Source organism: Bacillus spizizenii TU-B-10 (assembly GCF_000227465.1).
In the GTDB taxonomy this organism is placed as follows: Bacteria; Bacillota; Bacilli; order Bacillales; family Bacillaceae; genus Bacillus; species Bacillus spizizenii.
This window is the reverse complement of the sequence record NC_016047.1, coordinates 129,358-150,518: the sequence shown is the minus strand read 5'-3', so window position 1 is coordinate 150,518 and position 21,161 is coordinate 129,358. Positions and strand designations below refer to the sequence as shown.

General features: G+C 42.1%; 36 protein-coding genes. All 36 read right to left on the bottom strand.

Annotated elements, in window-relative coordinates:
- Positions 1 to 124: 124 nt before the first annotated feature.
- On the bottom strand, positions 125 to 487 hold the full coding sequence (gene rplQ, locus GYO_RS22440) for a 50S ribosomal protein L17 (protein WP_003225836.1): 363 nt from the start codon (positions 485 to 487) through the stop codon (positions 125 to 127).
- A gap of 77 nt (positions 488 to 564) precedes the next feature.
- Positions 565 to 1,509, bottom strand: a complete 945-nt coding sequence (locus tag GYO_RS22435; protein WP_003225835.1) for a DNA-directed RNA polymerase subunit alpha — start codon at positions 1,507 to 1,509, stop codon at positions 565 to 567.
- A 176-nt stretch (positions 1,510 to 1,685) separates the two neighbouring features.
- Positions 1,686 to 2,081, bottom strand: coding sequence for a 30S ribosomal protein S11 (gene rpsK, locus GYO_RS22430; protein WP_009966385.1), 396 nt, complete (start codon positions 2,079 to 2,081; stop codon positions 1,686 to 1,688).
- Positions 2,082 to 2,101: 20 nt separating this feature from the next.
- Positions 2,102 to 2,467: a 30S ribosomal protein S13 gene (gene rpsM, locus GYO_RS22425; protein WP_003235095.1), complete on the bottom strand. Its 366-nt coding sequence runs from the start codon at positions 2,465 to 2,467 to the stop codon at positions 2,102 to 2,104.
- A 22-nt stretch (positions 2,468 to 2,489) separates the two neighbouring features.
- Complete coding sequence (gene rpmJ / locus GYO_RS22420; RefSeq protein WP_003156543.1) at positions 2,490 to 2,603, bottom strand: 50S ribosomal protein L36; 114 nt, start codon at positions 2,601 to 2,603, stop codon at positions 2,490 to 2,492.
- 33 nt (positions 2,604 to 2,636) lie between these two features.
- Entirely contained in the window at positions 2,637 to 2,855 is a 219-nt protein-coding gene (gene infA, locus GYO_RS22415; protein WP_003156508.1) for a translation initiation factor IF-1, read from the bottom strand.
- A gap of 310 nt (positions 2,856 to 3,165) precedes the next feature.
- A complete protein-coding gene (gene map, locus GYO_RS22405) occupies positions 3,166 to 3,912 on the bottom strand; it encodes a type I methionyl aminopeptidase (RefSeq protein ID WP_003225828.1) in 747 nt (248 codons plus the stop codon).
- Positions 3,909 to 4,562 carry an adenylate kinase gene (locus GYO_RS22400; RefSeq protein WP_003225823.1) on the bottom strand — a complete coding sequence of 218 codons (654 nt, stop codon included), beginning with the start codon at positions 4,560 to 4,562 and terminating at the stop codon, positions 3,909 to 3,911. Before GYO_RS22400 ends, map begins: the two co-directional genes overlap by 4 nt.
- Before the next feature lie 54 nt (positions 4,563 to 4,616).
- A complete protein-coding gene (gene secY, locus GYO_RS22395) occupies positions 4,617 to 5,912 on the bottom strand; it encodes a preprotein translocase subunit SecY (protein WP_014112348.1) in 1,296 nt (431 codons plus the stop codon).
- 1 nt (position 5,913) lies between these two features.
- Positions 5,914 to 6,354, bottom strand: coding sequence for a 50S ribosomal protein L15 (rplO, locus tag GYO_RS22390; RefSeq protein ID WP_003225819.1), 441 nt, complete (start codon positions 6,352 to 6,354; stop codon positions 5,914 to 5,916).
- A 30-nt stretch (positions 6,355 to 6,384) separates the two neighbouring features.
- Positions 6,385 to 6,564 (bottom strand): 50S ribosomal protein L30, encoded by a 180-nt coding sequence (rpmD, locus tag GYO_RS22385; RefSeq protein WP_003156497.1) that lies wholly within the window; start codon positions 6,562 to 6,564, stop codon positions 6,385 to 6,387.
- A 13-nt stretch (positions 6,565 to 6,577) separates the two neighbouring features.
- Positions 6,578 to 7,078, bottom strand: coding sequence for a 30S ribosomal protein S5 (gene rpsE, locus GYO_RS22380; RefSeq protein ID WP_003156493.1), 501 nt, complete (start codon positions 7,076 to 7,078; stop codon positions 6,578 to 6,580).
- 24 nt (positions 7,079 to 7,102) lie between these two features.
- On the bottom strand, positions 7,103 to 7,465 hold the full coding sequence (rplR, locus tag GYO_RS22375) for a 50S ribosomal protein L18 (RefSeq protein ID WP_014112347.1): 363 nt from the start codon (positions 7,463 to 7,465) through the stop codon (positions 7,103 to 7,105).
- Positions 7,466 to 7,497: 32 nt separating this feature from the next.
- A complete protein-coding gene (rplF, locus tag GYO_RS22370) occupies positions 7,498 to 8,037 on the bottom strand; it encodes a 50S ribosomal protein L6 (protein WP_003225814.1) in 540 nt (179 codons plus the stop codon).
- Between the two features lie 29 nt (positions 8,038 to 8,066).
- A complete protein-coding gene (rpsH, locus tag GYO_RS22365; RefSeq protein ID WP_003241998.1) occupies positions 8,067 to 8,465 on the bottom strand; it encodes a 30S ribosomal protein S8 in 399 nt (132 codons plus the stop codon).
- Between the two features lie 31 nt (positions 8,466 to 8,496).
- Entirely contained in the window at positions 8,497 to 8,682 is a 186-nt protein-coding gene (rpsN, locus tag GYO_RS22360) for a 30S ribosomal protein S14 (protein ID WP_003156488.1), read from the bottom strand.
- Positions 8,683 to 8,704: 22 nt separating this feature from the next.
- On the bottom strand, positions 8,705 to 9,244 hold the full coding sequence (gene rplE / locus GYO_RS22355) for a 50S ribosomal protein L5 (RefSeq protein ID WP_003225809.1): 540 nt from the start codon (positions 9,242 to 9,244) through the stop codon (positions 8,705 to 8,707).
- A gap of 26 nt (positions 9,245 to 9,270) precedes the next feature.
- Positions 9,271 to 9,582 (bottom strand): 50S ribosomal protein L24, encoded by a 312-nt coding sequence (rplX, locus tag GYO_RS22350; RefSeq protein ID WP_003156486.1) that lies wholly within the window; start codon positions 9,580 to 9,582, stop codon positions 9,271 to 9,273.
- A 36-nt stretch (positions 9,583 to 9,618) separates the two neighbouring features.
- Positions 9,619 to 9,987: a 50S ribosomal protein L14 gene (gene rplN / locus GYO_RS22345; RefSeq protein WP_003225805.1), complete on the bottom strand. Its 369-nt coding sequence runs from the start codon at positions 9,985 to 9,987 to the stop codon at positions 9,619 to 9,621.
- Between the two features lie 40 nt (positions 9,988 to 10,027).
- The gene (gene rpsQ, locus GYO_RS22340; protein ID WP_014112346.1) at positions 10,028 to 10,291 is read right to left on the bottom strand and encodes a 30S ribosomal protein S17; all 264 of its coding nucleotides are present in this window, start codon (positions 10,289 to 10,291) and stop codon (positions 10,028 to 10,030) included.
- Between the two features lie 22 nt (positions 10,292 to 10,313).
- Positions 10,314 to 10,514, bottom strand: coding sequence for a 50S ribosomal protein L29 (gene rpmC / locus GYO_RS22335; RefSeq protein WP_003225802.1), 201 nt, complete (start codon positions 10,512 to 10,514; stop codon positions 10,314 to 10,316).
- Positions 10,504 to 10,938, bottom strand: a complete 435-nt coding sequence (gene rplP / locus GYO_RS22330) for a 50S ribosomal protein L16 (RefSeq protein ID WP_003225801.1) — start codon at positions 10,936 to 10,938, stop codon at positions 10,504 to 10,506. Before rplP ends, rpmC begins: the two co-directional genes overlap by 11 nt.
- A 1-nt stretch (position 10,939) precedes the next feature.
- Positions 10,940 to 11,596 carry a 30S ribosomal protein S3 gene (gene rpsC / locus GYO_RS22325; protein WP_003242001.1) on the bottom strand — a complete coding sequence of 219 codons (657 nt, stop codon included), beginning with the start codon at positions 11,594 to 11,596 and terminating at the stop codon, positions 10,940 to 10,942.
- 3 nt (positions 11,597 to 11,599) lie between these two features.
- Entirely contained in the window at positions 11,600 to 11,941 is a 342-nt protein-coding gene (gene rplV, locus GYO_RS22320) for a 50S ribosomal protein L22 (protein ID WP_003156475.1), read from the bottom strand.
- A gap of 16 nt (positions 11,942 to 11,957) precedes the next feature.
- A complete protein-coding gene (rpsS, locus tag GYO_RS22315; RefSeq protein WP_003156472.1) occupies positions 11,958 to 12,236 on the bottom strand; it encodes a 30S ribosomal protein S19 in 279 nt (92 codons plus the stop codon).
- Positions 12,237 to 12,293: 57 nt separating this feature from the next.
- A complete protein-coding gene (gene rplB, locus GYO_RS22310) occupies positions 12,294 to 13,127 on the bottom strand; it encodes a 50S ribosomal protein L2 (RefSeq protein ID WP_003225795.1) in 834 nt (277 codons plus the stop codon).
- 31 nt (positions 13,128 to 13,158) lie between these two features.
- Positions 13,159 to 13,446, bottom strand: a complete 288-nt coding sequence (gene rplW, locus GYO_RS22305) for a 50S ribosomal protein L23 (protein ID WP_003225793.1) — start codon at positions 13,444 to 13,446, stop codon at positions 13,159 to 13,161.
- Positions 13,446 to 14,069, bottom strand: coding sequence for a 50S ribosomal protein L4 (rplD, locus tag GYO_RS22300; RefSeq protein WP_003225792.1), 624 nt, complete (start codon positions 14,067 to 14,069; stop codon positions 13,446 to 13,448). Before rplD ends, rplW begins: the two co-directional genes overlap by 1 nt.
- Before the next feature lie 27 nt (positions 14,070 to 14,096).
- The gene (gene rplC, locus GYO_RS22295) at positions 14,097 to 14,726 is read right to left on the bottom strand and encodes a 50S ribosomal protein L3 (RefSeq protein ID WP_003225791.1); all 630 of its coding nucleotides are present in this window, start codon (positions 14,724 to 14,726) and stop codon (positions 14,097 to 14,099) included.
- Between the two features lie 39 nt (positions 14,727 to 14,765).
- On the bottom strand, positions 14,766 to 15,074 hold the full coding sequence (gene rpsJ, locus GYO_RS22290) for a 30S ribosomal protein S10 (protein ID WP_003156464.1): 309 nt from the start codon (positions 15,072 to 15,074) through the stop codon (positions 14,766 to 14,768).
- Positions 15,075 to 15,311: 237 nt separating this feature from the next.
- Positions 15,312 to 16,268, bottom strand: a complete 957-nt coding sequence (locus GYO_RS22285) for an alpha/beta fold hydrolase (protein ID WP_014112345.1) — start codon at positions 16,266 to 16,268, stop codon at positions 15,312 to 15,314.
- Positions 16,269 to 16,368: 100 nt separating this feature from the next.
- Positions 16,369 to 17,559, bottom strand: a complete 1,191-nt coding sequence (gene tuf / locus GYO_RS22280; RefSeq protein ID WP_003225787.1) for an elongation factor Tu — start codon at positions 17,557 to 17,559, stop codon at positions 16,369 to 16,371.
- Positions 17,560 to 17,678: 119 nt separating this feature from the next.
- Positions 17,679 to 19,757 carry an elongation factor G gene (fusA, locus tag GYO_RS22275; protein ID WP_041520830.1) on the bottom strand — a complete coding sequence of 693 codons (2,079 nt, stop codon included), beginning with the start codon at positions 19,755 to 19,757 and terminating at the stop codon, positions 17,679 to 17,681.
- Positions 19,758 to 19,809: 52 nt separating this feature from the next.
- Positions 19,810 to 20,280 carry a 30S ribosomal protein S7 gene (gene rpsG / locus GYO_RS22270; RefSeq protein ID WP_003225784.1) on the bottom strand — a complete coding sequence of 157 codons (471 nt, stop codon included), beginning with the start codon at positions 20,278 to 20,280 and terminating at the stop codon, positions 19,810 to 19,812.
- A gap of 41 nt (positions 20,281 to 20,321) precedes the next feature.
- Positions 20,322 to 20,738, bottom strand: coding sequence for a 30S ribosomal protein S12 (gene rpsL, locus GYO_RS22265; protein ID WP_003225781.1), 417 nt, complete (start codon positions 20,736 to 20,738; stop codon positions 20,322 to 20,324).
- Between the two features lie 113 nt (positions 20,739 to 20,851).
- The gene (locus GYO_RS22260; protein ID WP_003225778.1) at positions 20,852 to 21,100 is read right to left on the bottom strand and encodes a 50S ribosomal protein L7ae-like protein; all 249 of its coding nucleotides are present in this window, start codon (positions 21,098 to 21,100) and stop codon (positions 20,852 to 20,854) included.
- Positions 21,101 to 21,161: the final 61 nt, after the last annotated feature.

Genomic DNA, 21,161 nt, shown 5'->3' with positions numbered 1-21,161 from the left:
ACCGGCCTCCTCTCAGCTAATGCTCTGCTTTTCTCTCTATATAAAAAGTTGCAGTATCTAAAAAAAGGGCATAGATCCAGTTAGAAACTGTCCCGCCCTTCTTTAGATACACAAAAATATGTGATTAAACCAATTCGATAATTGCCATTGGTGCTCCGTCACCACGGCGAGGACCAAGCTTCATAATACGTGTGTATCCACCTTGGCGCTCCTCGTAACGAGTTGCAATGTCAGAGAATAATTTTTGAAGTGCATCTTGGTTATTTTCTTCGTTAGCAACCTCGTTGCGGATGTATGCAGCAGCTTGACGGCGAGCGTGAAGATCACCGCGTTTGCCAAGCGTGATCATTTTTTCAACTACAGAGCGAAGTTCTTTCGCACGTGTTTCAGTTGTTTCGATTCTTTCGTTGATGATCAAATCAGTTGTAAGATCACGAAGCATAGCTTTACGCTGTGCACTCGTACGTCCTAGTTTTCTGTATGACATGTGATGTCCCCTCCTTTATTGAAATGCTGTTTCTGAATAATAAACACACGAAAATCCTAGTTCACAAGGGAAACTAGTCAATCGTCTTTGCGAAGTCCGAGTCCAAGTTCTTCTAGTTTCGCTTTCACTTCTTCAAGTGATTTGCGTCCTAGATTACGAACTTTCATCATATCTTCTTCCGTCTTGTTCGCAAGCTCTTGAACCGTGTTAATACCCGCACGCTTTAAGCAGTTGTAAGAGCGAACAGAAAGATCCAATTCTTCAATTGTCATTTCAAGAACTTTCTCTTTTTGATCTTCTTCTTTTTCAACCATGATTTCAGCATGCTGAGCTTCGTCAGTTAAACCAACGAATATATTAAGGTGTTCAGTTAAAATCTTTGAACCAAGCGCAATGGCTTCTTTCGGTCCAGTGCTTCCATCAGTCCAAACATCAAGTGTAAGTTTATCATAGTTTGCAACTTGGCCTACACGAGTGTTCTCTACCTGATAAGATACACGAGAAACTGGCGTATAGATAGAATCGATCGGAATCACGCCGATTGGCTGATCGTCTCTCTTGTTTGCGTCAGCAGGCGTATACCCACGTCCTCTTTGAGCAGTAAGGCGAACTCGGAAACTCGCATTCTCACCAAGAGTCGCGATATGAAGATCAGGATTTAAGATCTCTACATCACTATCGTGTGTAATATCAGCTGCCGTTACAGTTCCTTCACCCTGTACATCAATTTCTAGCGTCTTCTCTTCATCAGAGTAGATTTTCAATGCAAGCTTTTTAATGTGTAAGATAATCGTTGTAACATCTTCCACAACGCCTTCAATTGTCGAGAATTCGTGCAGTACACCATCTATCTGGATTGATGTTACAGCGGCACCAGGGAGTGAGGATAAGAGGATACGACGTAAGGAGTTACCCAGAGTTGTACCATATCCACGCTCAAGTGGCTCTACGACAAACTTACCAAATTTGGCATCGTCGCTGATTTCAACCGTTTCGATTTTTGGTTTTTCAATCTCGATCATTACTTAAAACCCTCCTTCAAAACGTCGAAACCTCGAATAGAATCATATGAGATTCCATCCGAAATTCCCCATTGTTTAGTCCCGTATGTGCTCAGGCAACGAGTCGGTGCATTCGTTTCATAAATAACTGTATCATAACCCATTATTGACAGGGACACAAAATCTATACAAACAAATTACACGCGGCGACGTTTTGGTGGACGGCATCCGTTATGAGGAACAGGAGTTACGTCTCTGATAGCAGTGACTTCTAGTCCAGCAGCTTGAAGCGCACGGATTGCAGCTTCACGACCTGAACCAGGGCCTTTAACAGTAACCTCAAGAGTTTTAAGACCATGTTCGATTGAACCTTTAGCAGCTGTTTCTGCAGCCATTTGCGCAGCAAAAGGAGTAGATTTACGAGAACCTCTGAATCCTAAAGCTCCGGCACTTGACCAAGAAATAGCATTACCATGAGTGTCAGTGATCGTAACGATCGTGTTATTGAAAGTTGAACGAATATGAGCAATTCCAGACTCAATATTCTTTTTCACGCGACGTTTACGCGTGTTAGATTTACGAGCAGCAGCCATTGTTTAAGAACCTCCCTTACTTATTTTTTCTTGTTAGCTACAGTACGACGCGGACCTTTACGAGTACGCGCATTGTTTTTAGAGTTTTGTCCGCGAACAGGTAATCCTCTGCGATGACGGATTCCGCGGTAGCTTCCGATTTCAATCAGACGTTTGATATTAAGAGAAACTTCACGTCGAAGGTCACCTTCTACTTTCAGTTTGTCAATAATATCACGGATTTTACCAAGTTCTTCTTCAGTAAGATCGCGCACACGAGTATCTTCTGAAACTCCAGCTTCTTTTAAAACTTGCTGAGCCGTTGTGCGGCCAATTCCGAAGATGTATGTTAAAGAAATAACAACACGTTTGTCACGTGGGATATCTACACCAGCAATACGAGCCATTCTCTGGGCACCTCCTTATAAATTATCCTTGTTTTTGTTTATGCTTTGGATTTTCACAGATCACCATTACTTTTCCTTTTCTGCGAATAACTTTACATTTTTCGCAGATTGGTTTAACTGATGGTCTCACTTTCATGTGTTTCCAACCTCCTTCAGTTTCCGGAGTGCTTTATTTGTAACGGTACGTAATCCTGCCACGAGTTAAGTCATATGGAGATAATTCTACCGTAACTTTGTCTCCAGGTAAAATGCGAATGAAGTGCATGCGGATTTTACCAGATACATGAGCCAAAACAGTGTGGCCATTTTCAAGTTCAACTTTGAACATCGCGTTTGGCAGTGTTTCGACTATAGTACCTTCCACTTCAATTACATCGTCTTTCGCCATTCAAGTGTTCTCCCTTCTTCAAATCAGTAACTTGCTTTCTGACAAATTTCAAAAGAAGTTTGTCACACGCCCTGTTTCGTTTATACTGTTCTGAACTTCCGGAGATACGCAATCATAAAGGGTTAAATGATTGATATTCTTTTTCTTAGGAGAATGTAATGTACGCTTTTCTCCGTCTGCTGTTAGTACATTGATGATGGTCAACAACCCCAATGACAACGACAAGATGAATTCGGTCCTGCCAATGTTCATCCAAACTTTCTGCCCTATCAAGCCGGAAAAACATCTGTCTTCGGAATTATTTCATCACCTAGACTCTCGTCAGTATATCAAAACCCGTTTCCGTAATCGCAATCGTATGTTCAAAATGAGCACACTTTTTCCCATCTACCGTTACAACCGTCCAGTTATCAGCCAATGTTTTCACGTAGCGGCTGCCAGCGTTCACCATAGGTTCAATAGCGAGAACCATGCCAGGTTTGAGCCGTGGTCCTTTGTTGGGCGGACCGTAATGAGGAATTTGCGGGTCCTCATGCAAGTCTTGACCAACACCATGTCCGACATACTCCCTAACAACTGAAAACTGCTCATTTTCGACATACGTTTGTATTGCGTGGGAAATATTCGACAAACGTTCACCTGGTTTTGCTTCCTGCAAGCCTTTATATAAAGACTCCTCTGTCACTTCCAGAAGTTTTTTGTCATCATCGCTGATGTTTCCTACCGGATATGTCCATGCAGAGTCACCATGATAACCATTTAATTTAGCACCGATATCAATACTGATGATGTCACCGTCCTTCAGCACCCTGCTGCCAGGAATGCCGTGAACGAGTTCTTCATTAACTGATACGCAAATGCTCCCGCGAAACCCATTATACCCCTTAAAAGATGGGATTGCACCCTGCTTCTTAATAAAACGTTCGGCAATTTGATCCAATTCTTTTGTCGAGATTCCTGGTTTAATATGCTTTTTTAACTCTTCATGAGTTAAAGCCACGATTCGCCCTGCTTCCCGCATGATACCAAGTTCACGTGGGGTTTTACAGATAATCATTTTTTTAATCCTCCAAGAAGATCCTTCACATCTGCATAAACGTCTTGAATGTCCTGTTGGCCATTCACGTTTGCAAGATAACCTTTCTCAGAATAGAAATCGAGTAAAGGCTGAGTTTGCTTCATGTTTACCTCAAGCCGTTTAGAGACGGTTTCCTCATTATCATCTGCCCGTTGATAGAGTTCGCCTCCGTCTTTATCACAAACACCCGGCGTTTTCGGCGGATTAAAGACTAAATGATAGGTTGTTCCGCAAACACTGCAAATTCTGCGTCCAGTCAGACGTTCCATCAGAACATCTTTGTCGACTTCAATGTTAATGACATAATCAATCGGCTTGCCGTATTCCTCAAGAATTTCTTCAAGAGCTTCGGCTTGAGCGACTGTTCGCGGAAATCCGTCCAGAAGAAAACCTCTTTCACAATCGTCTTTGCCAAGTCTTTCTTTTACAATTCCGATTGTGACTTCATCAGGAACGAGCTCTCCCTTATCAATATAAGATTTTGCTTCGAGTCCGAGTGGTGTTTCTTCTTTCATAGCAGCACGGAACATATCTCCTGTTGAGATATGAGGAATCCCATAATCCTCAACAATTCGTTCGCCCTGTGTGCCCTTACCGGCACCAGGAAGCCCCATTAAGACTAAGTTCATTCGGATTTCCCCCGTCCTCTCTTTATTAAGAGGGAATGGATAAATCCATTTCCTCTAGTTTTTCATAAATCCACGGTAGTTTCGTTTCACCAACTGGCTTTCTAGTTGTTTCATTGTCTCCAAGGCTACCCCGACAACAATTAACAAAGATGTTCCGCCAATTTGTGCACTTTGAGGCAATCCAGCGAATTGAATGAAAAAGATAGGAAGAATGGAAATCACGGCTAAGAATATAGAACCCACAAACGTAAGTCGATACAAAATGCTCGTAATTCTATCTTGAGTCATTTTCCCTGGACGAACCCCCGGGATATAGCCACCCTGTTTTTTAAGGTTATCAGCCATTTGTTCAGGATTGACCTGTACAAAAGCATAAAAGTACGTAAAGGCAATAATCAACGCAACATATATCGCCATACCCACCGGATGCGTATTATCAAAGTAGTTTTGAATCCACTTTGTCACATCGTTTGTTCCAAAGAATGACGCGATCGTCCGCGGCGTTATCAAAAACGCAACCGCAAAGATTACCGGAATAACCCCTGCAGGGTTCACTTTCAATGGAAGGTGTGTAGACTGACCTCCGCCAGCAGGTGAACGACCTGTGCCTTTAGCATATTGAATCGCAATTTTCCGTACGGCTTGCTGAATGAAAATAACTCCAACAATAACTGCTAAAATCGCAATCACAAGAAGTCCGACTTTCACAATATGAATAAACAACTGATCGTTGCTGCCGACAAATTGAGTCTCATATATTTGTCCAATTGTTTTTGGAATACTAGCCACAATCCCCGCGAAGATAATGATCGATATTCCGTTGCCTACTCCATGAGACGTAATTTGTTCTCCAAGCCACATTAAAAAGGCAGTTCCGCCAGTGAGTACTAAAGCAATGATAAGATATGTCGATATACCGGATTTTTCGATCAGCATACCGTTTGCCAGATTGTTGAATCCGTAAGACATACCTAACGCCTGGATGAAACCAAGCACAATCGTAAAGTACCTTGTGAACTGAGCTAATTTACGGCGGCCAACTTCACCTTGCTTAGACCACTCGGTAAACTTCGGCACAACATCCATCTGAAGCAGCTGAATGATGATCGAAGCTGTGATATAAGGAGTAATTCCCATTGCGAAAATGGAAAATTGGTAAAGCGCACCGCCGCCAAATGTATTAAGGAGATCAAAAACACCCATTTGAGACTGTGCCTGTAACACTTCAGCGTTAACATAAGGCACAGGAATAAACGCACCTATGCGAAAGACGATAAGCATGAGTAAAGTGAATATGATTTTATTCCTGATATCACTCACACGCATAAAGTTGGAGATTGTTTTAAACAAGTTAGATCACCTCAGCTGTACCGCCAGCAGCTTCAACAGCTTCTTTCGCAGAAGCAGAGAATTTATTGGCTTTTACAGTTAATTTTTTCTCTAATTTACCGTTGCCAAGAATCTTTACTCCTGCATTAAGTTTGCTAATAACACCAGTCTCAAGAAGAAGTTCAGGAGTGACTTCCGTTCCTTCTGCAAAACCGTTCAATTTGTCTAGGTTGACTACAGCGTATTCCTTGCGGTTAATGTTAGTGAAACCGCGTTTAGGAAGACGTTGGAATAAAGGCATTTGTCCCCCCTCGAATCCAGGGCGTACACCGCCGCCAGAACGAGCGTTTTGACCTTTGTGACCTTTACCAGCTGTTTTACCGTTGCCAGAACCAATACCACGACCTACGCGATTACGCGTTTTGCGTGAACCTTCTGAAGGTTTTAATTCATGAAGTTTCATTAGGACACCTCCTTATCCGATCAATTATTTTTATTGTTCTTTAACAGAAACTAAATGAGATACTTTATTAATCATACCACGAATCGCAGCGTTGTCTTCATGAACAACAGTTTGGTTTGTTTTCTTTAAACCAAGTGTTCTGACAGTAACGCGTTGATCTTCCGGGCGACCGATTACACTTCGTTTGAGGGTAATTTCTAATTTAGCCATTAATATTCCCTCCTTATCCTAACAGTTCTTCTACAGATTTTCCACGAAGCTTCGCAACCTCTTCAGCACGCTTAAGTTCACTTAAGCCTTGAAGTGTTGCACGAATCATGTTGATCGGTGTGTTAGAACCTAAAGACTTAGAAAGGATATCAGCTACACCAGCAAGCTCAAGTACCGCACGTACAGGGCCTCCAGCGATAACTCCAGTACCTTCAGAAGCAGGTTTTAACAAGATGTTACCTGCACCGAAACGTCCGATGATTTCGTGTGGAATTGTAGTTCCAACCATTGGTACTTCAATCAAATTCTTTTTCGCATCTTCAACAGCTTTGCGGATCGCTTCTGGTACTTCTTGTGCTTTACCAGTACCGAATCCTACGTGTCCGTTTTTGTCACCGACAACGACTAGAGCTGCGAAGCGGAAACGACGACCACCTTTAACAACTTTCGCTACGCGGTTAACCGTAACTAAGCGTTCTTCTAACTCTAATTTGCTTGGGTCAATACGACGCATAATCATGTGTCCCTCCTTCTTTTATTAAAATTTAAGTCCAGCTTCACGAGCGGCATCAGCCAAAGCTTTTACACGTCCATGGTATAAGTATCCGCCACGGTCAAATACTACGTCAGAAATGCCTTTTTCAGCAGCGCGTTTTGCAACTAATTCTCCAACTTTAGTAGCAGCAGAAGAATCTCCAGTGCTTTCAACGTTCAAGTCTTTATCGAGAGTAGATGCACTAGCAAGTGTAACACCATTTACATCATCGATGATTTGAGCGTAAATGTGCTTGTTAGAACGGAAAACGTTCAGGCGCGGTCTTTCAGCAGTACCGGAAAGTTTAGCGCGAACACGAGCGTGTCTTTTAAGACGAGCAGCATTTTTGCTAGTTTTCGTAATCATCTAGGTCACTCCTTTCTTCACTTTAAGCGATCTTACTTAGCAGATTTACCTTCTTTGCGGCGAACAACTTCACCTTCGTAGCGGATTCCTTTACCTTTGTAAGGCTCTGGAGAACGGACAGCGCGGATGTTAGCAGCAATAGCTCCTACACGTTCTTTGTCTGTACCTTTTACAACTACTTTAGTTTGAGAAGGGACTTCGATTTCGATGCCTTCTTCAGGAACGATCTCAACAGGGTGAGAGTATCCAACATTTAAAACAAGTTTATTTCCGGATTTAGACGCACGGTAACCGACACCGACTAATTCCAAACCTCTTTCAAATCCTTTAGATACACCTTCAACCATGTTGCCAAGCAGACTGCGAGTAGTACCATGCAAGGCACGGTGCTCTTTTTGATCAGAAGGACGAGTGACTGTAAGCACATTGTCCTCTACTTTAATCTCCATATCAGGGTGAAACGTACGAGTTAATTCTCCTTTTGGTCCTTTCACAGCTACAGTGTTGTCATCATTTAACGTTACTGTAACATCAGAAGGAATCTCAAGTAACTTCTTACCTACACGAGACATACCAAACACCTCCATTCATGTTAAACTTCTTACCAAACGTATGCTAGAACTTCTCCACCAGCTTGTTTTGCACGGGCTTCTTTGTCCGTTAAAACACCTTGTGATGTAGAAATAATCGCGATTCCAAGACCGTTAAGTACGCGAGGTACTTCATTAGATTTAGCATAAACACGCAAACCAGGTTTGCTGATTCTTTTAAGACCAGTGATAACGCGCTCGTTGTTTTGTCCGTATTTCAAGAAAACGCGGATGATACCTTGTTTGCTGTCTTCTACGAACTCAACGTCACGAATGAAACCTTCACGCTTTAAAATTTCAGCAATTTCTCTTTTCAATTTAGAAGCAGGAATTTCAAGCTTCTCATGACGTACCATGTTTGCATTGCGAATACGAGTTAGCATATCTGCAATTGGATCTGTCATAACCATTATATAATTACCTCCTTCCCTTTCTTGGGGATTACCAGCTGGCTTTTTTCACGCCAGGAATTTGTCCTTTATATGCAAGCTCACGGAAACAAATACGGCAAAGTTTAAATTTACGAATGACTGAATGCGGACGTCCGCAGCGTTCACAGCGTGTGTACTCTTGTACTTTAAACTTTGGTGTACGTTGTTGTTTCGCAATCATAGACTTTTTAGCCACGATTTCGCCTCCCTTTCATTGATTATTTCTGGAACGGCATACCTACTTGAGTTAATAGCTCACGAGCTTCTTCGTCAGTATTAGCAGTTGTTACGATAACGATGTCCATTCCGCGAACCTTTGTTACTTTATCGTAGTCAATTTCAGGGAAGATTAACTGTTCTTTGATACCAAGTGTGTAGTTACCGCGACCGTCGAAAGATTTTTTAGAAACCCCGCGGAAGTCACGTACACGCGGTAAAGATACAGAAATAAGTTTATCAAGGAAATCATACATGCGCTCTCCGCGAAGAGTTACTTTCGCACCGATAGGCATTCCCTCACGAAGACGGAATCCAGCAATTGATTTCTTCGCACGAGTAACGACAGGTTTTTGACCTGCGATAAACGTTAATTCTTCAACAGCACTGTCGATTGCTTTCGCGTTTTGAACAGCGTCACCAACACCCATGTTGATTACGATTTTTTCGATTTTAGGCACTTGCATGACAGAATCATAGTTGAACTTTGTCATTAAAGCAGGTGCAATTTCTTTATTGTACTTTTCTTTAAGGCGGTTCATGAGATAGACCTCCCTTCCTTTTAATACTATTTATCTAGAACTTGCCCAGATTTTTTTGCTACACGAACTTTTTTGCCATCTTCCACTTTGTATCCTACGCGAGTCACTTCACCTGTTTTAGGATCGAGCGGCATAACGTTTGATACATGAATTGGCGCCTCTTGATTAGAAATACCGCCTTGAGGGTTAGCTTGAGTTGGTTTAGAGTGTTTCTTCACCATGTTCACACCTTCAACTAAAACGCGGTCCTTTTTAGGGAAAGCAGCAAGGATTGTTCCTTGTTTGCCTTTATCTTTACCAGAGATAACCATTACTTTATCGCCTTTTTTAACATGCATCCTGATCGCACCTCCTTGACTAAGGCATTTATTTCATTAGATAACTTCTGGAGCTAGAGAAACAATTTTCATAAAGTTGTTTTCACGCAATTCACGAGCAACTGGTCCGAAGATACGAGTTCCGCGTGGGCTCTTGTCGTCACGGATGATAACACATGCATTCTCATCGAAGCTGATGTATGAACCGTCACTTCTGCGCGCTCCGCTTTTAGTGCGAACGATAACAGCTTTTACGACTTCACCTTTTTTGACAACGCCTCCTGGTGTTGCTTGTTTAACCGTGCAAACAATTACATCACCAATGTTAGCTGTTTTACGTCCAGAACCACCAAGAACTTTAATAGTAAGTACTTCACGTGCGCCAGAGTTGTCAGCTACTTTTAAACGAGTCTCTTGTTGAATCATTATTTGTTACCTCCCTTCGGAAAAAGAATTCCGAACTTTATTAGATAATAACAGCTTCTTCGACAACTTCAACTAGACGGAAACGCTTAGTTGCAGACAATGGACGAGTTTCCATGATCTTTACGATGTCGCCAATTTTAGCTTGATTATTTTCATCATGTGCTTTGAATTTTTTTGAGTATTTTACGCGTTTACCGTAAAGTGTATGTTTTTTGTATGTTTCAACAATAACAGTGATGGTTTTATCCATTTTGTCAGAAACAACACGGCCTTGGTAAACTTTGCGCTGGTTACGTTCGCTCATGCTCACGACCTCCCCTCAGTGATTATTTATTAGAAGCAATTTCTCTTTCACGAATCACAGTTTTCATGCGCGCGATAGCTTTGCGCACTTCACGAATGCGAGCAGTATTTTCAAGTTGTCCTGTCGCTAATTGAAAGCGAAGATTGAAAAGTTCTTCTTTAAGAGACTTTACTTTTTGTTCAATTTCAGCAGTGGTAAGGTCACGAATTTCATTAGCTTTCATTTGATTCACCACCAATTTCTTCACGTTTTACGAACTTCGTTTTAATTGGCAATTTGTGAGATGCAAGACGAAGTGCTTCACGAGCAACCTCTTCAGATACACCAGAAATTTCAAATAAAACTTTGCCCGGTTTTACAACAGCTACCCAACCTTCTGGAGCCCCTTTACCGGATCCCATACGTACCTCAAGTGGTTTAGCAGTGTAAGGTTTAGAAGGGAAAATTTTGATCCAAACTTTACCGCCACGTTTCATGTAACGAGTCATCGCAATACGTGCAGCTTCGATTTGACGGTTAGTGATCCAAGAAGCTTCAAGAGCTTGGATACCGAATTCACCGAAATGTACTTCAGTACCGCCTTTCGCACGGCCACGCATTTTTCCGCGATGCTCTCTGCGATATTTAACGCGTTTTGGTAATAACATATTATTTTCCTCCTTCCTCAGTTTTCTTCTTAGTAGGAAGAACCTCTCCACGATAGATCCAGACTTTCACACCAAGCTTACCGTAAGTAGTGTCAGCTTCAGATGTTGCATAGTCAATGTCCGCACGTAATGTGTGCAATGGAACAGTTCCTTCACTGTAGTATTCAGAACGAGCGATATCTGCACCGCCAAGACGACCAGAAACCATTGTTTTCACACCTTGTGCTCCAGCGCGCATAGTACGTTGGATTTGTTGTTTCTGTGCACGGCGGAAAGAAACACGGTTTTCTAATTGACGAGCGATGTTGTCAGCAACTAGCTGTGCATCAAGATCTGCTCTTTTGATTTCAAGAATGTTAATGTGTACACGCTTGCCAGTAAGGCTGTTAAGGGCTTTACGAAGTGCTTCAACTTCAGAACCGCCTTTACCGATAACCATACCAGGCTTAGCTGTGTGGATCGTAATGTTAACGCGATTTGCTGCACGCTCGATTTCCACTTTAGAAACAGAAGCGTCAGAAAGGCGTTTGCTAATGTATTCACGAATTTTTAAATCTTCGTGCAGGAAGTCAGCGTAATCTTTACCAGCGTACCACTTAGATTCCCAATCACGAATGACTCCGATACGAAGACCGACTGGATTTACCTTTTGACCCACTACTTATCCCTCCTTCTTTTCTGATACAACGATTGTAATGTGGCTCGTACGTTTGTTGATTTGGCTCGCACGTCCCATAGCACGTGGGCGGAATCTTTTTAACGTAGGGCCTTCGTCAACGAATGCTTGAGAAATAACCAGGTTGTTAGCGTCCATTTCATAGTTATGCTCAGCATTTGCAATAGCGGATTTTAATACTTTCTCGATAATTGGAGAAGCAGCTCTTGGTGTAAGGTTCAAGATTGATACTGCCTCACCTACTTGCTTGCCTCGAATCAGGTCCATTACTAGACGTGCTTTACGAGGAGCAATACGGACTGTTCTTGCAACAGCTTTAGCTTGCATTTAAAAGCCTCCTCTCTTAGCGTCTTGTTTTTTTGTCATCACTAGCATGACCTTTGTACGTACGAGTTGGAGCGAATTCACCCAACTTATGCCCTACCATATCTTCAGAGATGAATACAGGCACGTGTTTACGTCCGTCATAGACTGCGATTGTGTGACCAATAAACTGTGGGAAAATAGTAGAACGACGAGACCAAGTTTTTACGACTTGTTTCTTGTCTGTTTCATTTAATTTCTCGATTTTTGTCATCAAGTGTCCATCGACAAATGGTCCTTTTTTCAAGCTGCGAGCCATTTTGGAACCTCCCTTCGTGATTGCACTACGGTCCGAAGTGAACCGTAGACAACCCCGTTATTTATTTTTACGACGACGTACGATAAATTTATCGGATTTGTTCTTTTTCTTACGAGTCTTGAATCCAAGAGTCGGTTTGCCCCATGGAGACATTGGTGATTTACGTCCGATTGGCGCACGTCCTTCACCACCACCGTGTGGGTGATCGTTAGGGTTCATTACAGAACCACGAACTGTAGGACGGATGCCTTTCCAGCGAGAACGTCCAGCTTTACCGATGTTGATAAGTTCGTGCTGTTCGTTACCTACTTGACCGATAGAAGCACGGCAAGCAGAAAGAATCATGCGAACTTCTCCAGAATTAAGACGTACAAGAACGTATTTACCTTCTTTACCAAGAACCTGAGCAGATGTACCAGCTGAACGTACAAGCTGTCCGCCTTTACCAGGTTTTAATTCAATGTTATGCACAACTGTACCAACAGGGATGTTGATAAGTGGAAGTGCATTACCTACTTTAATGTCAGCTTCAGGACCTGACATAATTTCAGTACCCACTTGAATTCCTTTAGGAGCAAGAATGTAACGTTTTTCTCCGTCTGCATAGTTGATTAGAGCGATGTTAGCTGAACGGTTTGGATCGTATTCAACTGTAGCAACGCGTCCAGGTATACCATCTTTATCGCGTTTGAAGTCGATAACACGGTATTGGCGTTTATGTCCGCCACCTTGGTGACGTACAGTCAGTTTACCTTGGTTGTTACGTCCGCCTTTTTTGTGAAGGGGAGCAAGCAAGGATTTTTCCGGCTTGTCAGTCGTGATTTCAGCAAAATCTGAAGTTGTCATACCACGACGTCCATTAGAGGTCGGTTTATACTTTTTAATCGCCATTTTGAATTTCCCTCCTTCTTTTTACAGATAATTAAGCTTCAAAAATTTCGATTTCTTTGCTGTCTGCAGTAAGTTTTACGATCGCTTTTCTGCGACGGCTAGTCATACCAGTGTAGCGTCCAACACGTTTTGATTTACCTTTGTAGTTCATGATGTTGACTTTGTCAACTTTCACTCCAAAGATGCTTTCAACCGCGTCTTTCACTTCTGTTTTGTTAGCTCTTACATCAACTTCAAAAGTATATTTCTTTTCAGCCATTAAATCAGCAGAACGTTCAGTAATGACGGGGCGCTTTAGAACATCACGAGGATCTTTCATTATGCAAGCACCTCCTCTACTTTTTCAACCGCTGCTTTTGTAATCAGAAGCTTCTCGTGGTTGACAACGTCTAAAACGTTGATTCCGTTAGCTTCAACTACAGTAACTCCAGGAATGTTGCGAGCAGATAAAGCCACTGCTTCGTTAGCATCCGCAGTTACGATTAAAGCTTTTTTCTCAACAGATAATCCTTTAAGGATAGCTGCCATTTCTTTTGTTTTAGCCGTATCAAGAGTAAGATCTTCAAGAACGATGATGTTGTTGTCGTTTACTTTAGAAGACAATACTGATTTGATTGCCAAGCGGCGAACTTTTTTAGGTAATTTATAAGAATAGCTGCGTGGTGTTGGGCCGAATACGACACCACCTCCGCGCCATTGCGGTGAACGGATAGAACCTTGACGGGCACGTCCAGTACCTTTTTGACGCCATGGTTTACGACCTCCGCCGCGTACTTCAGAACGATTTTTTACTTTATGAGTTCCTTGACGTAAGGAAGCTCTTTGCATAAGAATAGCGTCGAATACAACACTCTCATTTGGCTCGATACCAAATACAGAAGCGTTTAATTCGATGTCACCAGCAGTAGAACCGTTTTGGTTGTATAATGCTACTTTTGGCATGATCAATTTCCTCCTTTCCTAAGAGAGTTATTTAGATTTAACAGCACTTTTAACAGTGATTAAAGATTTCTTCGCACCAGGTACGTTACCTTTGATCAAAAGAAGATTGCGTTCTGCATCAACTTTTACGATTTCAAGGTTTTGAACAGTGATTTGCTCTCCGCCCATACGTCCAGGTAATAATTTACCTTTGAATACACGGTTAGGATCTACAGGTCCCATTGAACCAGGACGACGGTGGTAGCGTGAACCGTGAGACATAGGTCCGCGAGATTGTCCGTGGCGCTTGATTGCACCTTGGAAACCTTTACCTTTAGATACTCCTGTTACATCTACGATTTCTCCAGCAGAGAAAATTTCAACCTTGACTTCCTGACCAACTTCATACGCATCCATTTCCACTCCGCGTAATTCTTTAACGAAGCGCTTAGGAGCAGTTTCCGCTTTTGCAACGTGCCCTTTTTCAGGTTTGTTAGAAAGCTTTTCACGCTTGTCGTCAAAACCAAGCTGGATTGCTTCGTAACCGTCGTTTTCAGTTGATTTCTTTTGAAGAACAACGTTTGGAGCAGCCTCGATAACAGTTACCGGAATAAGATCACCATTTTCAGCGAATACTTGCGTCATACCAATTTTTCTTCCTAAGATTCCTTTGGTCATTCGTCACACCTCCTATTAAGATCATTCTATATTTTAGAATTAAAGTTTGATTTCGATATCGACACCAGATGGTAAGTCTAATCGCATGAGAGCATCAACAGTTTGTGGTGTTGGGTTCACAATATCGATTAAACGTTTATGTGTACGCATTTCAAATTGCTCACGAGAATCTTTGTATTTGTGCACCGCACGAAGGATTGTGTAAACTGATTTTTCAGTTGGTAACGGAATCGGACCAGATACACTAGCACCAGAACGTTTTGCCGTTTCAACAATCTTCTCTGCAGATTGATCAAGGATTCTATGATCATATGCTTTCAAACGAATACGAATTTTTTGTTTTGCCATTATTTTCCCTCCTTTTCGCCTACATCAAGTTAGACAGTTCTCCGTGAGAAAAACCTGAACACCTTTGCCATGGCAAAGCGGCCGGGTGTGTCAGCAACCTCTCACTTCATCGCAGTCAAAGACCAACATACACCATTATACAGAAAATAGACGCATGTTGCAAGACTTATTTAAAATATGCATGGTTTGCACACTTTTTTTATTATACAGGTGTTTTTCTCATTTATCAAGGACCTATCATAAGTGGTACAGCGCGTGGCGGCTCAGTGTATCCGCGAATAATGACGGCTCCTCGATATGCGGGGTGTGAGCGGATTTCTCAAATTGAAACCAGCGCTTTTCAGGTGCTACAAGCTCATGATAATATTGTTTCGATATTTCAGCAGGAACAATTAAATCATGTCTCCCCGAAATAAAAAAGCACGGTACTTTAATAGAAGGAACTGATCTAAATGCATTAAAACGGTACAACTCATCAGTTAAATGTTTTTTACTGAAGTGCAAACCATTGAGGAAGCTGTGCATATTTCTTATTCCATATTCCTTACCGGTAAGCATTTGAAATAATACAGCAAAGGATTGACGATGATGGTGAGTGAATCCTCCCCTGCTCATTTCGACACAGAACCGATAGATAAAATGCTGGATATCCTTCTTCCAAGGCGGAGCGCCAAGGAAACGTATGAGAGGGAATACTATACCGGCTCTTTTTGCATCTGAGATTTTACGTATATATTGATAAGAAGCTGATTCTTCATAGTTAGGGTTAACAACCTGACTGATTCCAAAATACGCGTAAAACAAATCCGGACGCTGTTGCAGTACTTGAAGTGCCAGCAGTGAGCCCCACGAATGACCGGCAAGATATACTTTTGTTTTTGAAAAATGATCTAGGAGCCATTGAGTGACTTGAATTGTGTCTTTAATGAAATGACTGATTGTCATGGAGTGATGAGGAATTCGTTTTGAATACGAAAGCCCGGAACCCCTTTGATCCCAATGTACTACCGTGAAATGCTGCTCTAGGTCTTTTTGATAATGTCTAACATATCCGATTTGTGGCGTCCCCGGCCCCCCATGTAAAAAAAGCAGCAATGGATTTTTTACATCAGACCCATTAATCATTAGCATTTGCTTTGTATTTTCAATGCTCAGTTCTTTCATGATAGCGATTGATCTCTTTTCAGGAATCATAAAAAATTAGCCCCTCGAATATGATACATCCTATTATACAAGAAAAAGATATGCAAACAAAAAACGAGACCCACTGTGGGTCTCGTTTATAATCATACTATTACTCAGTGATTGTAGAAACAACGCCTGAACCAACAGTACGTCCGCCTTCACGAATAGAGAAACGAGTTCCTTCTTCGATAGCGATTGTAGAGATAAGTTCTACGTTCATTTCAGTGTTATCTCCAGGCATAACCATTTCTACGCCTTCTGGAAGATGGATGATACCAGTTACGTCAGTTGTACGGAAGTAGAACTGAGGACGGTAGTTAGAGAAGAATGGAGTATGACGTCCACCCTCTTCTTTAGAAAGAACGTAAACTTCAGCTTTGAATTTGCTGTGTGGAGTGATTGTACCTGGTTTAGCAAGTACTTGACCACGTTGGATTTCTTCACGAGATACACCACGAAGAAGGGCACCAATGTTGTCACCAGCTTCAGCGTAATCAAGAAGCTTACGGAACATTTCAACACCTGTAACAGTTGTTTTCTTGTTTTCTTCTTGAAGACCGATGATTTCAACTTCGTCACCGACTTTAACTTGTCCGCGTTCTACACGTCCAGTTGCAACTGTACCACGACCAGTGATTGAGAATACGTCCTCAACTGGCATCATGAATGGTTTTTCAGTGTCACGCTCTGGAGTTGGGATGTACTCATCAACCGCATCCATAAGTTCGAAGATTTTTGCTTCGTAATCAGCGTCACCTTCAAGAGCTTTAAGAGCAGAACCTTTGATTACTGGTACATCATCACCAGGGAAATCGTATTCGCTAAGAAGATCGCGAACTTCCATTTCAACTAGTTCAAGAAGCTCTTCGTCGTCTACCATGTCGCATTTGTTTAAGAATACAACGATGTATGGTACACCAACGTTTTTAGAAAGAAGGATGTGCTCACGAGTTTGTGGCATTGGGCCATCAGCAGCAGATACTACAAGGATAGCTCCGTCCATTTGCGCAGCACCAGTGATCATGTTTTTAACATAGTCAGCGTGTCCTGGGCAGTCAACGTGTGCATAGTGACGAGTTTCAGTTTCGTACTCAACGTGTGCAGTAGAGATTGTGATACCGCGCTCGCGTTCTTCTGGTGCACCATCAATTTGATCGTACGCCATAGCTGTACCTTTACCAGATTTCTTATGAAGTACTGTTGTGATAGCAGCAGTTAAAGTTGTTTTACCATGGTCAACGTGTCCAATTGTACCAATATTGGCATGTGATTTGGAACGGTCGAATTTTTCTTTAGCCATTCTAAAATCCTCCTTAAGAGCTTTTAATTAGTAATGTATAGAGTGATAGGAAGTGAAAGAAAGCTTTCACTTCCTCATCTTACAATAGTAGTTATACTTGAGTTAAGAGGCAAAATCAATTATTCGCCTTTATTTTTTTTGATAATTTCTTCAGAAACGCTCTTCGGCACTTCTTCGTAGTGATCCATGAACATAGTGAACGTACCGCGACCTTGCGTATTAGAACGAAGGGCAGTAGCGTAACCGAACATTTCAGCAAGAGGAACCATAGCGCGAACAACTTGAGCGTTACCGCGTGCTTCCATACCTTCTACGCGTCCGCGACGTGAAGTAATATCACCCATGATATCTCCCATGTATTCTTCTGGAATAACCACTTCTACTTTCATGATAGGTTCAAGAAGAACTGGGTTACATTTGCTGACTGCATTTTTCAATGCCATAGAAGCAGCAACTTTAAATGCCATTTCGTTTGAGTCAACATCATGGTAAGAACCATCGAAAAGTTTTGCTTTAATGTCGATAAGCGGGAAGCCTGCTAGTACACCATTTTCAAGTGCATCTTCCAGACCTGCTTGAACAGCTGGGATGTATTCACGTGGAACTACCCCACCGACAATCGCATTTTCAAATTCAAAGCCAGCGCCTTCTTCGTTTGGTTCGAATTCGATCCAAACGTGTCCGAACTGACCGCGTCCACCAGACTGACGTACGAATTTACCTTCAACTTTTGCACCGGTACGGAATGTTTCACGGTACGCAACCTGAGGAGCACCAACATTGGCTTCTACTTTAAATTCGCGTTTCATACGGTCAACAATGATATCAAGGTGAAGTTCACCCATACCAGAGATGATCGTTTGGCCAGTTTCTGGGTTTGTTTGAGTACGGAATGTAGGATCTTCTTCAGCAAGTTTCGCTAAAGCGATACCCATTTTATCTTGGTCAGCTTTTGATTTAGGCTCAATAGCAACGTCGATAACTGGTTCTGGGAATTCCATTGATTCAAGGATAACAAGATCCTTCTCATCACAAAGAGTATCTCCAGTTGTTGTATCTTTTAGACCTACAGCAGCTGCGATATCCCCTGCGTATACAGTAGCGATTTCTTCACGGCTGTTAGCGTGCATTTGAAGGATACGTCCAACACGCTCACGTTTGCCTTTAGTAGAGTTTTTCACGTATGAACCGGAATCAAGAGTTCCAGAGTACACACGGAAGAACGTCAACTTACCAACGTAAGGGTCAGTCATAACTTTAAATGCTAATGCAGAGAATGGCTCTTCATCAGAAGAATGGCGCTCAATCTCTTCATTTGTGTCAGGACGTGTACCTTTGATTGCAGCAACGTCAGTTGGTGCAGGAAGGTAGTCAAGAACAGCATCAAGTACTAGTTGAACACCTTTGTTTTTGAAGGCAGAACCAACAAGAACAGGGTAGAATTCAACATTTAATGTACCTTTACGGATACCTGCTTTTAACTCGTCAATAGTGATTTCTTCACCCTCGAGGTATTTATCCATAAGCTCTTCATCAAGTTCACAAACAGCTTCAATGAGGCTGTTGCGAAGCTCTTCAGCTTGCTCTTTGTACTCTTCAGGGATTTCTTTCGCATCAGAACGAGTTCCGAGGTCATCTTCGTAGAAATACGCAACGTTTTCTACAAGGTCGATGATACCTTCGAAGTTGTCTTCAGCACCGATCGGCAATTGAATTGCATGAGCGTTTGCTTGAAGACGGTCTCTTAAAGTTCCTACAGAGTAAAGGAAGTCTGCACCGATTTTGTCCATTTTGTTAACAAAAACGATACGCGGTACTCCGTAAGTTGTTGCCTGACGCCAAACAGTTTCTGTTTGAGGCTCAACGCCTGATTGCGCGTCAAGTACAGCAACAGCACCATCAAGTACACGAAGAGAACGTTCAACTTCAACTGTGAAGTCTACGTGTCCTGGAGTATCGATGATGTTTACGCGGTATCCTTTCCACTGTGCAGTTGTCGCAGCGGAAGTGATTGTGATACCACGTTCTTGTTCCTGCTCCATCCAGTCCATTTGTGAAGCTCCTTCATGAGTTTCACCAATTTTGTGGATACGACCAGTATAGAACAAGATACGTTCTGTAGTAGTCGTTTTACCGGCATCAATGTGAGCCATGATCCCGATATTACGAGTTTTGTCTAAGGAGAACTCTCTTGCCATTGGGTAATTTCTCCTTCCTTATTGGGAAATTGTGTTTTTTAGTATATAAATCCTACCAACGATAGTGAGCAAATGCTTTGTTTGCTTCAGCCATCTTATGAGTATCTTCACGTTTCTTAACAGCAGCACCAGTGTTGTTAGCTGCGTCAAGGATTTCGTTAGCTAAACGCTCTTCCATCGTTTTTTCTCCGCGAAGACGAGCGTAGTTTACTAACCAGCGAAGCCCAAGAGTCGTACGACGTTCAGGACGAACTTCTACAGGAACTTGGTAGTTCGCACCACCTACACGGCGTGCTTTTACTTCAAGTACAGGCATGATGTTTTTCAATGCTTGTTCGAAAACCTCCATTGCATCATTGCCAGTACGTTCTTTAATGATATCGAATGACTTGTATAGGATTGTTTGAGACTTACCTTTTTTACCATCGATCATCATTTTGTTAATTAGACGAGATACAAGCTTAGAGTTGTAAATCGGATCAGGTAAAACGTCTCTTTTTGCTACAGGACCTTTACGTGGCATCTGAATATCCTCCCTTCATCAATTATGCGTATTTTCGTTTATTATTTTGCTTTAGGCTTTTTCGTACCGTATTTAGAACGGCCTTGTGCACGGTTTTCAACTCCAGCAGTGTCAAGCGCACCACGAACGATGTGGTAACGTACCCCTGGTAAGTCTTTTACACGTCCGCCACGGATAAGTACAACACTGTGCTCTTGCAGGTTGTGACCGATACCAGGAATGTAAGCAGTAACCTCGATTCCGTTAGTTAAACGAACACGAGCATATTTACGAAGTGCTGAGTTCGGTTTTTTCGGTGTCATTGTACCAACACGAGTACATACCCCGCGTTTTTGTGGAGAAGATACGTTAGTGTGCTCTTTTTTAAAGCTGTTGTATCCTTTGTTAAGTGCAGGAGACTTTGAGTTTTCTACTTTACTCACGCGTCCTTTGCGAATTAGCTGATTAATTGTAGGCATGAATTTTTCCTCCCTTCATTACGTTTTATAACCCACATACCCAGGTGGTTCATCAAAAGGCAAAAAACAATGTCTTCACACAAGAATAATTCTTACGCAAAAACAAAAGTACGTTATAAAATAATGGCAACAGCGGCTGCTCCTACCTCAATTCCGCAGGCTTTGCCGAGCTTTTTCATGGATTCAACCATTGAGACAGAGATACCTTGATCTTCCGCAAGTGAAACAACACTTGACGTGAGTATCGGATCTGCGTCTTTTGCAACGACTACTTCCTTTACTGAACCTCGTTTTAGAGCTTTCACTGTTTGCTTCGTACCAATAATAATTGATTTGGCCTGTGATACTTTATCATAAGACATAAACATATCCTCCAAAGTAACAGGTTTATTTCGAGCACCTTGGTTATATTATCATTCTAGG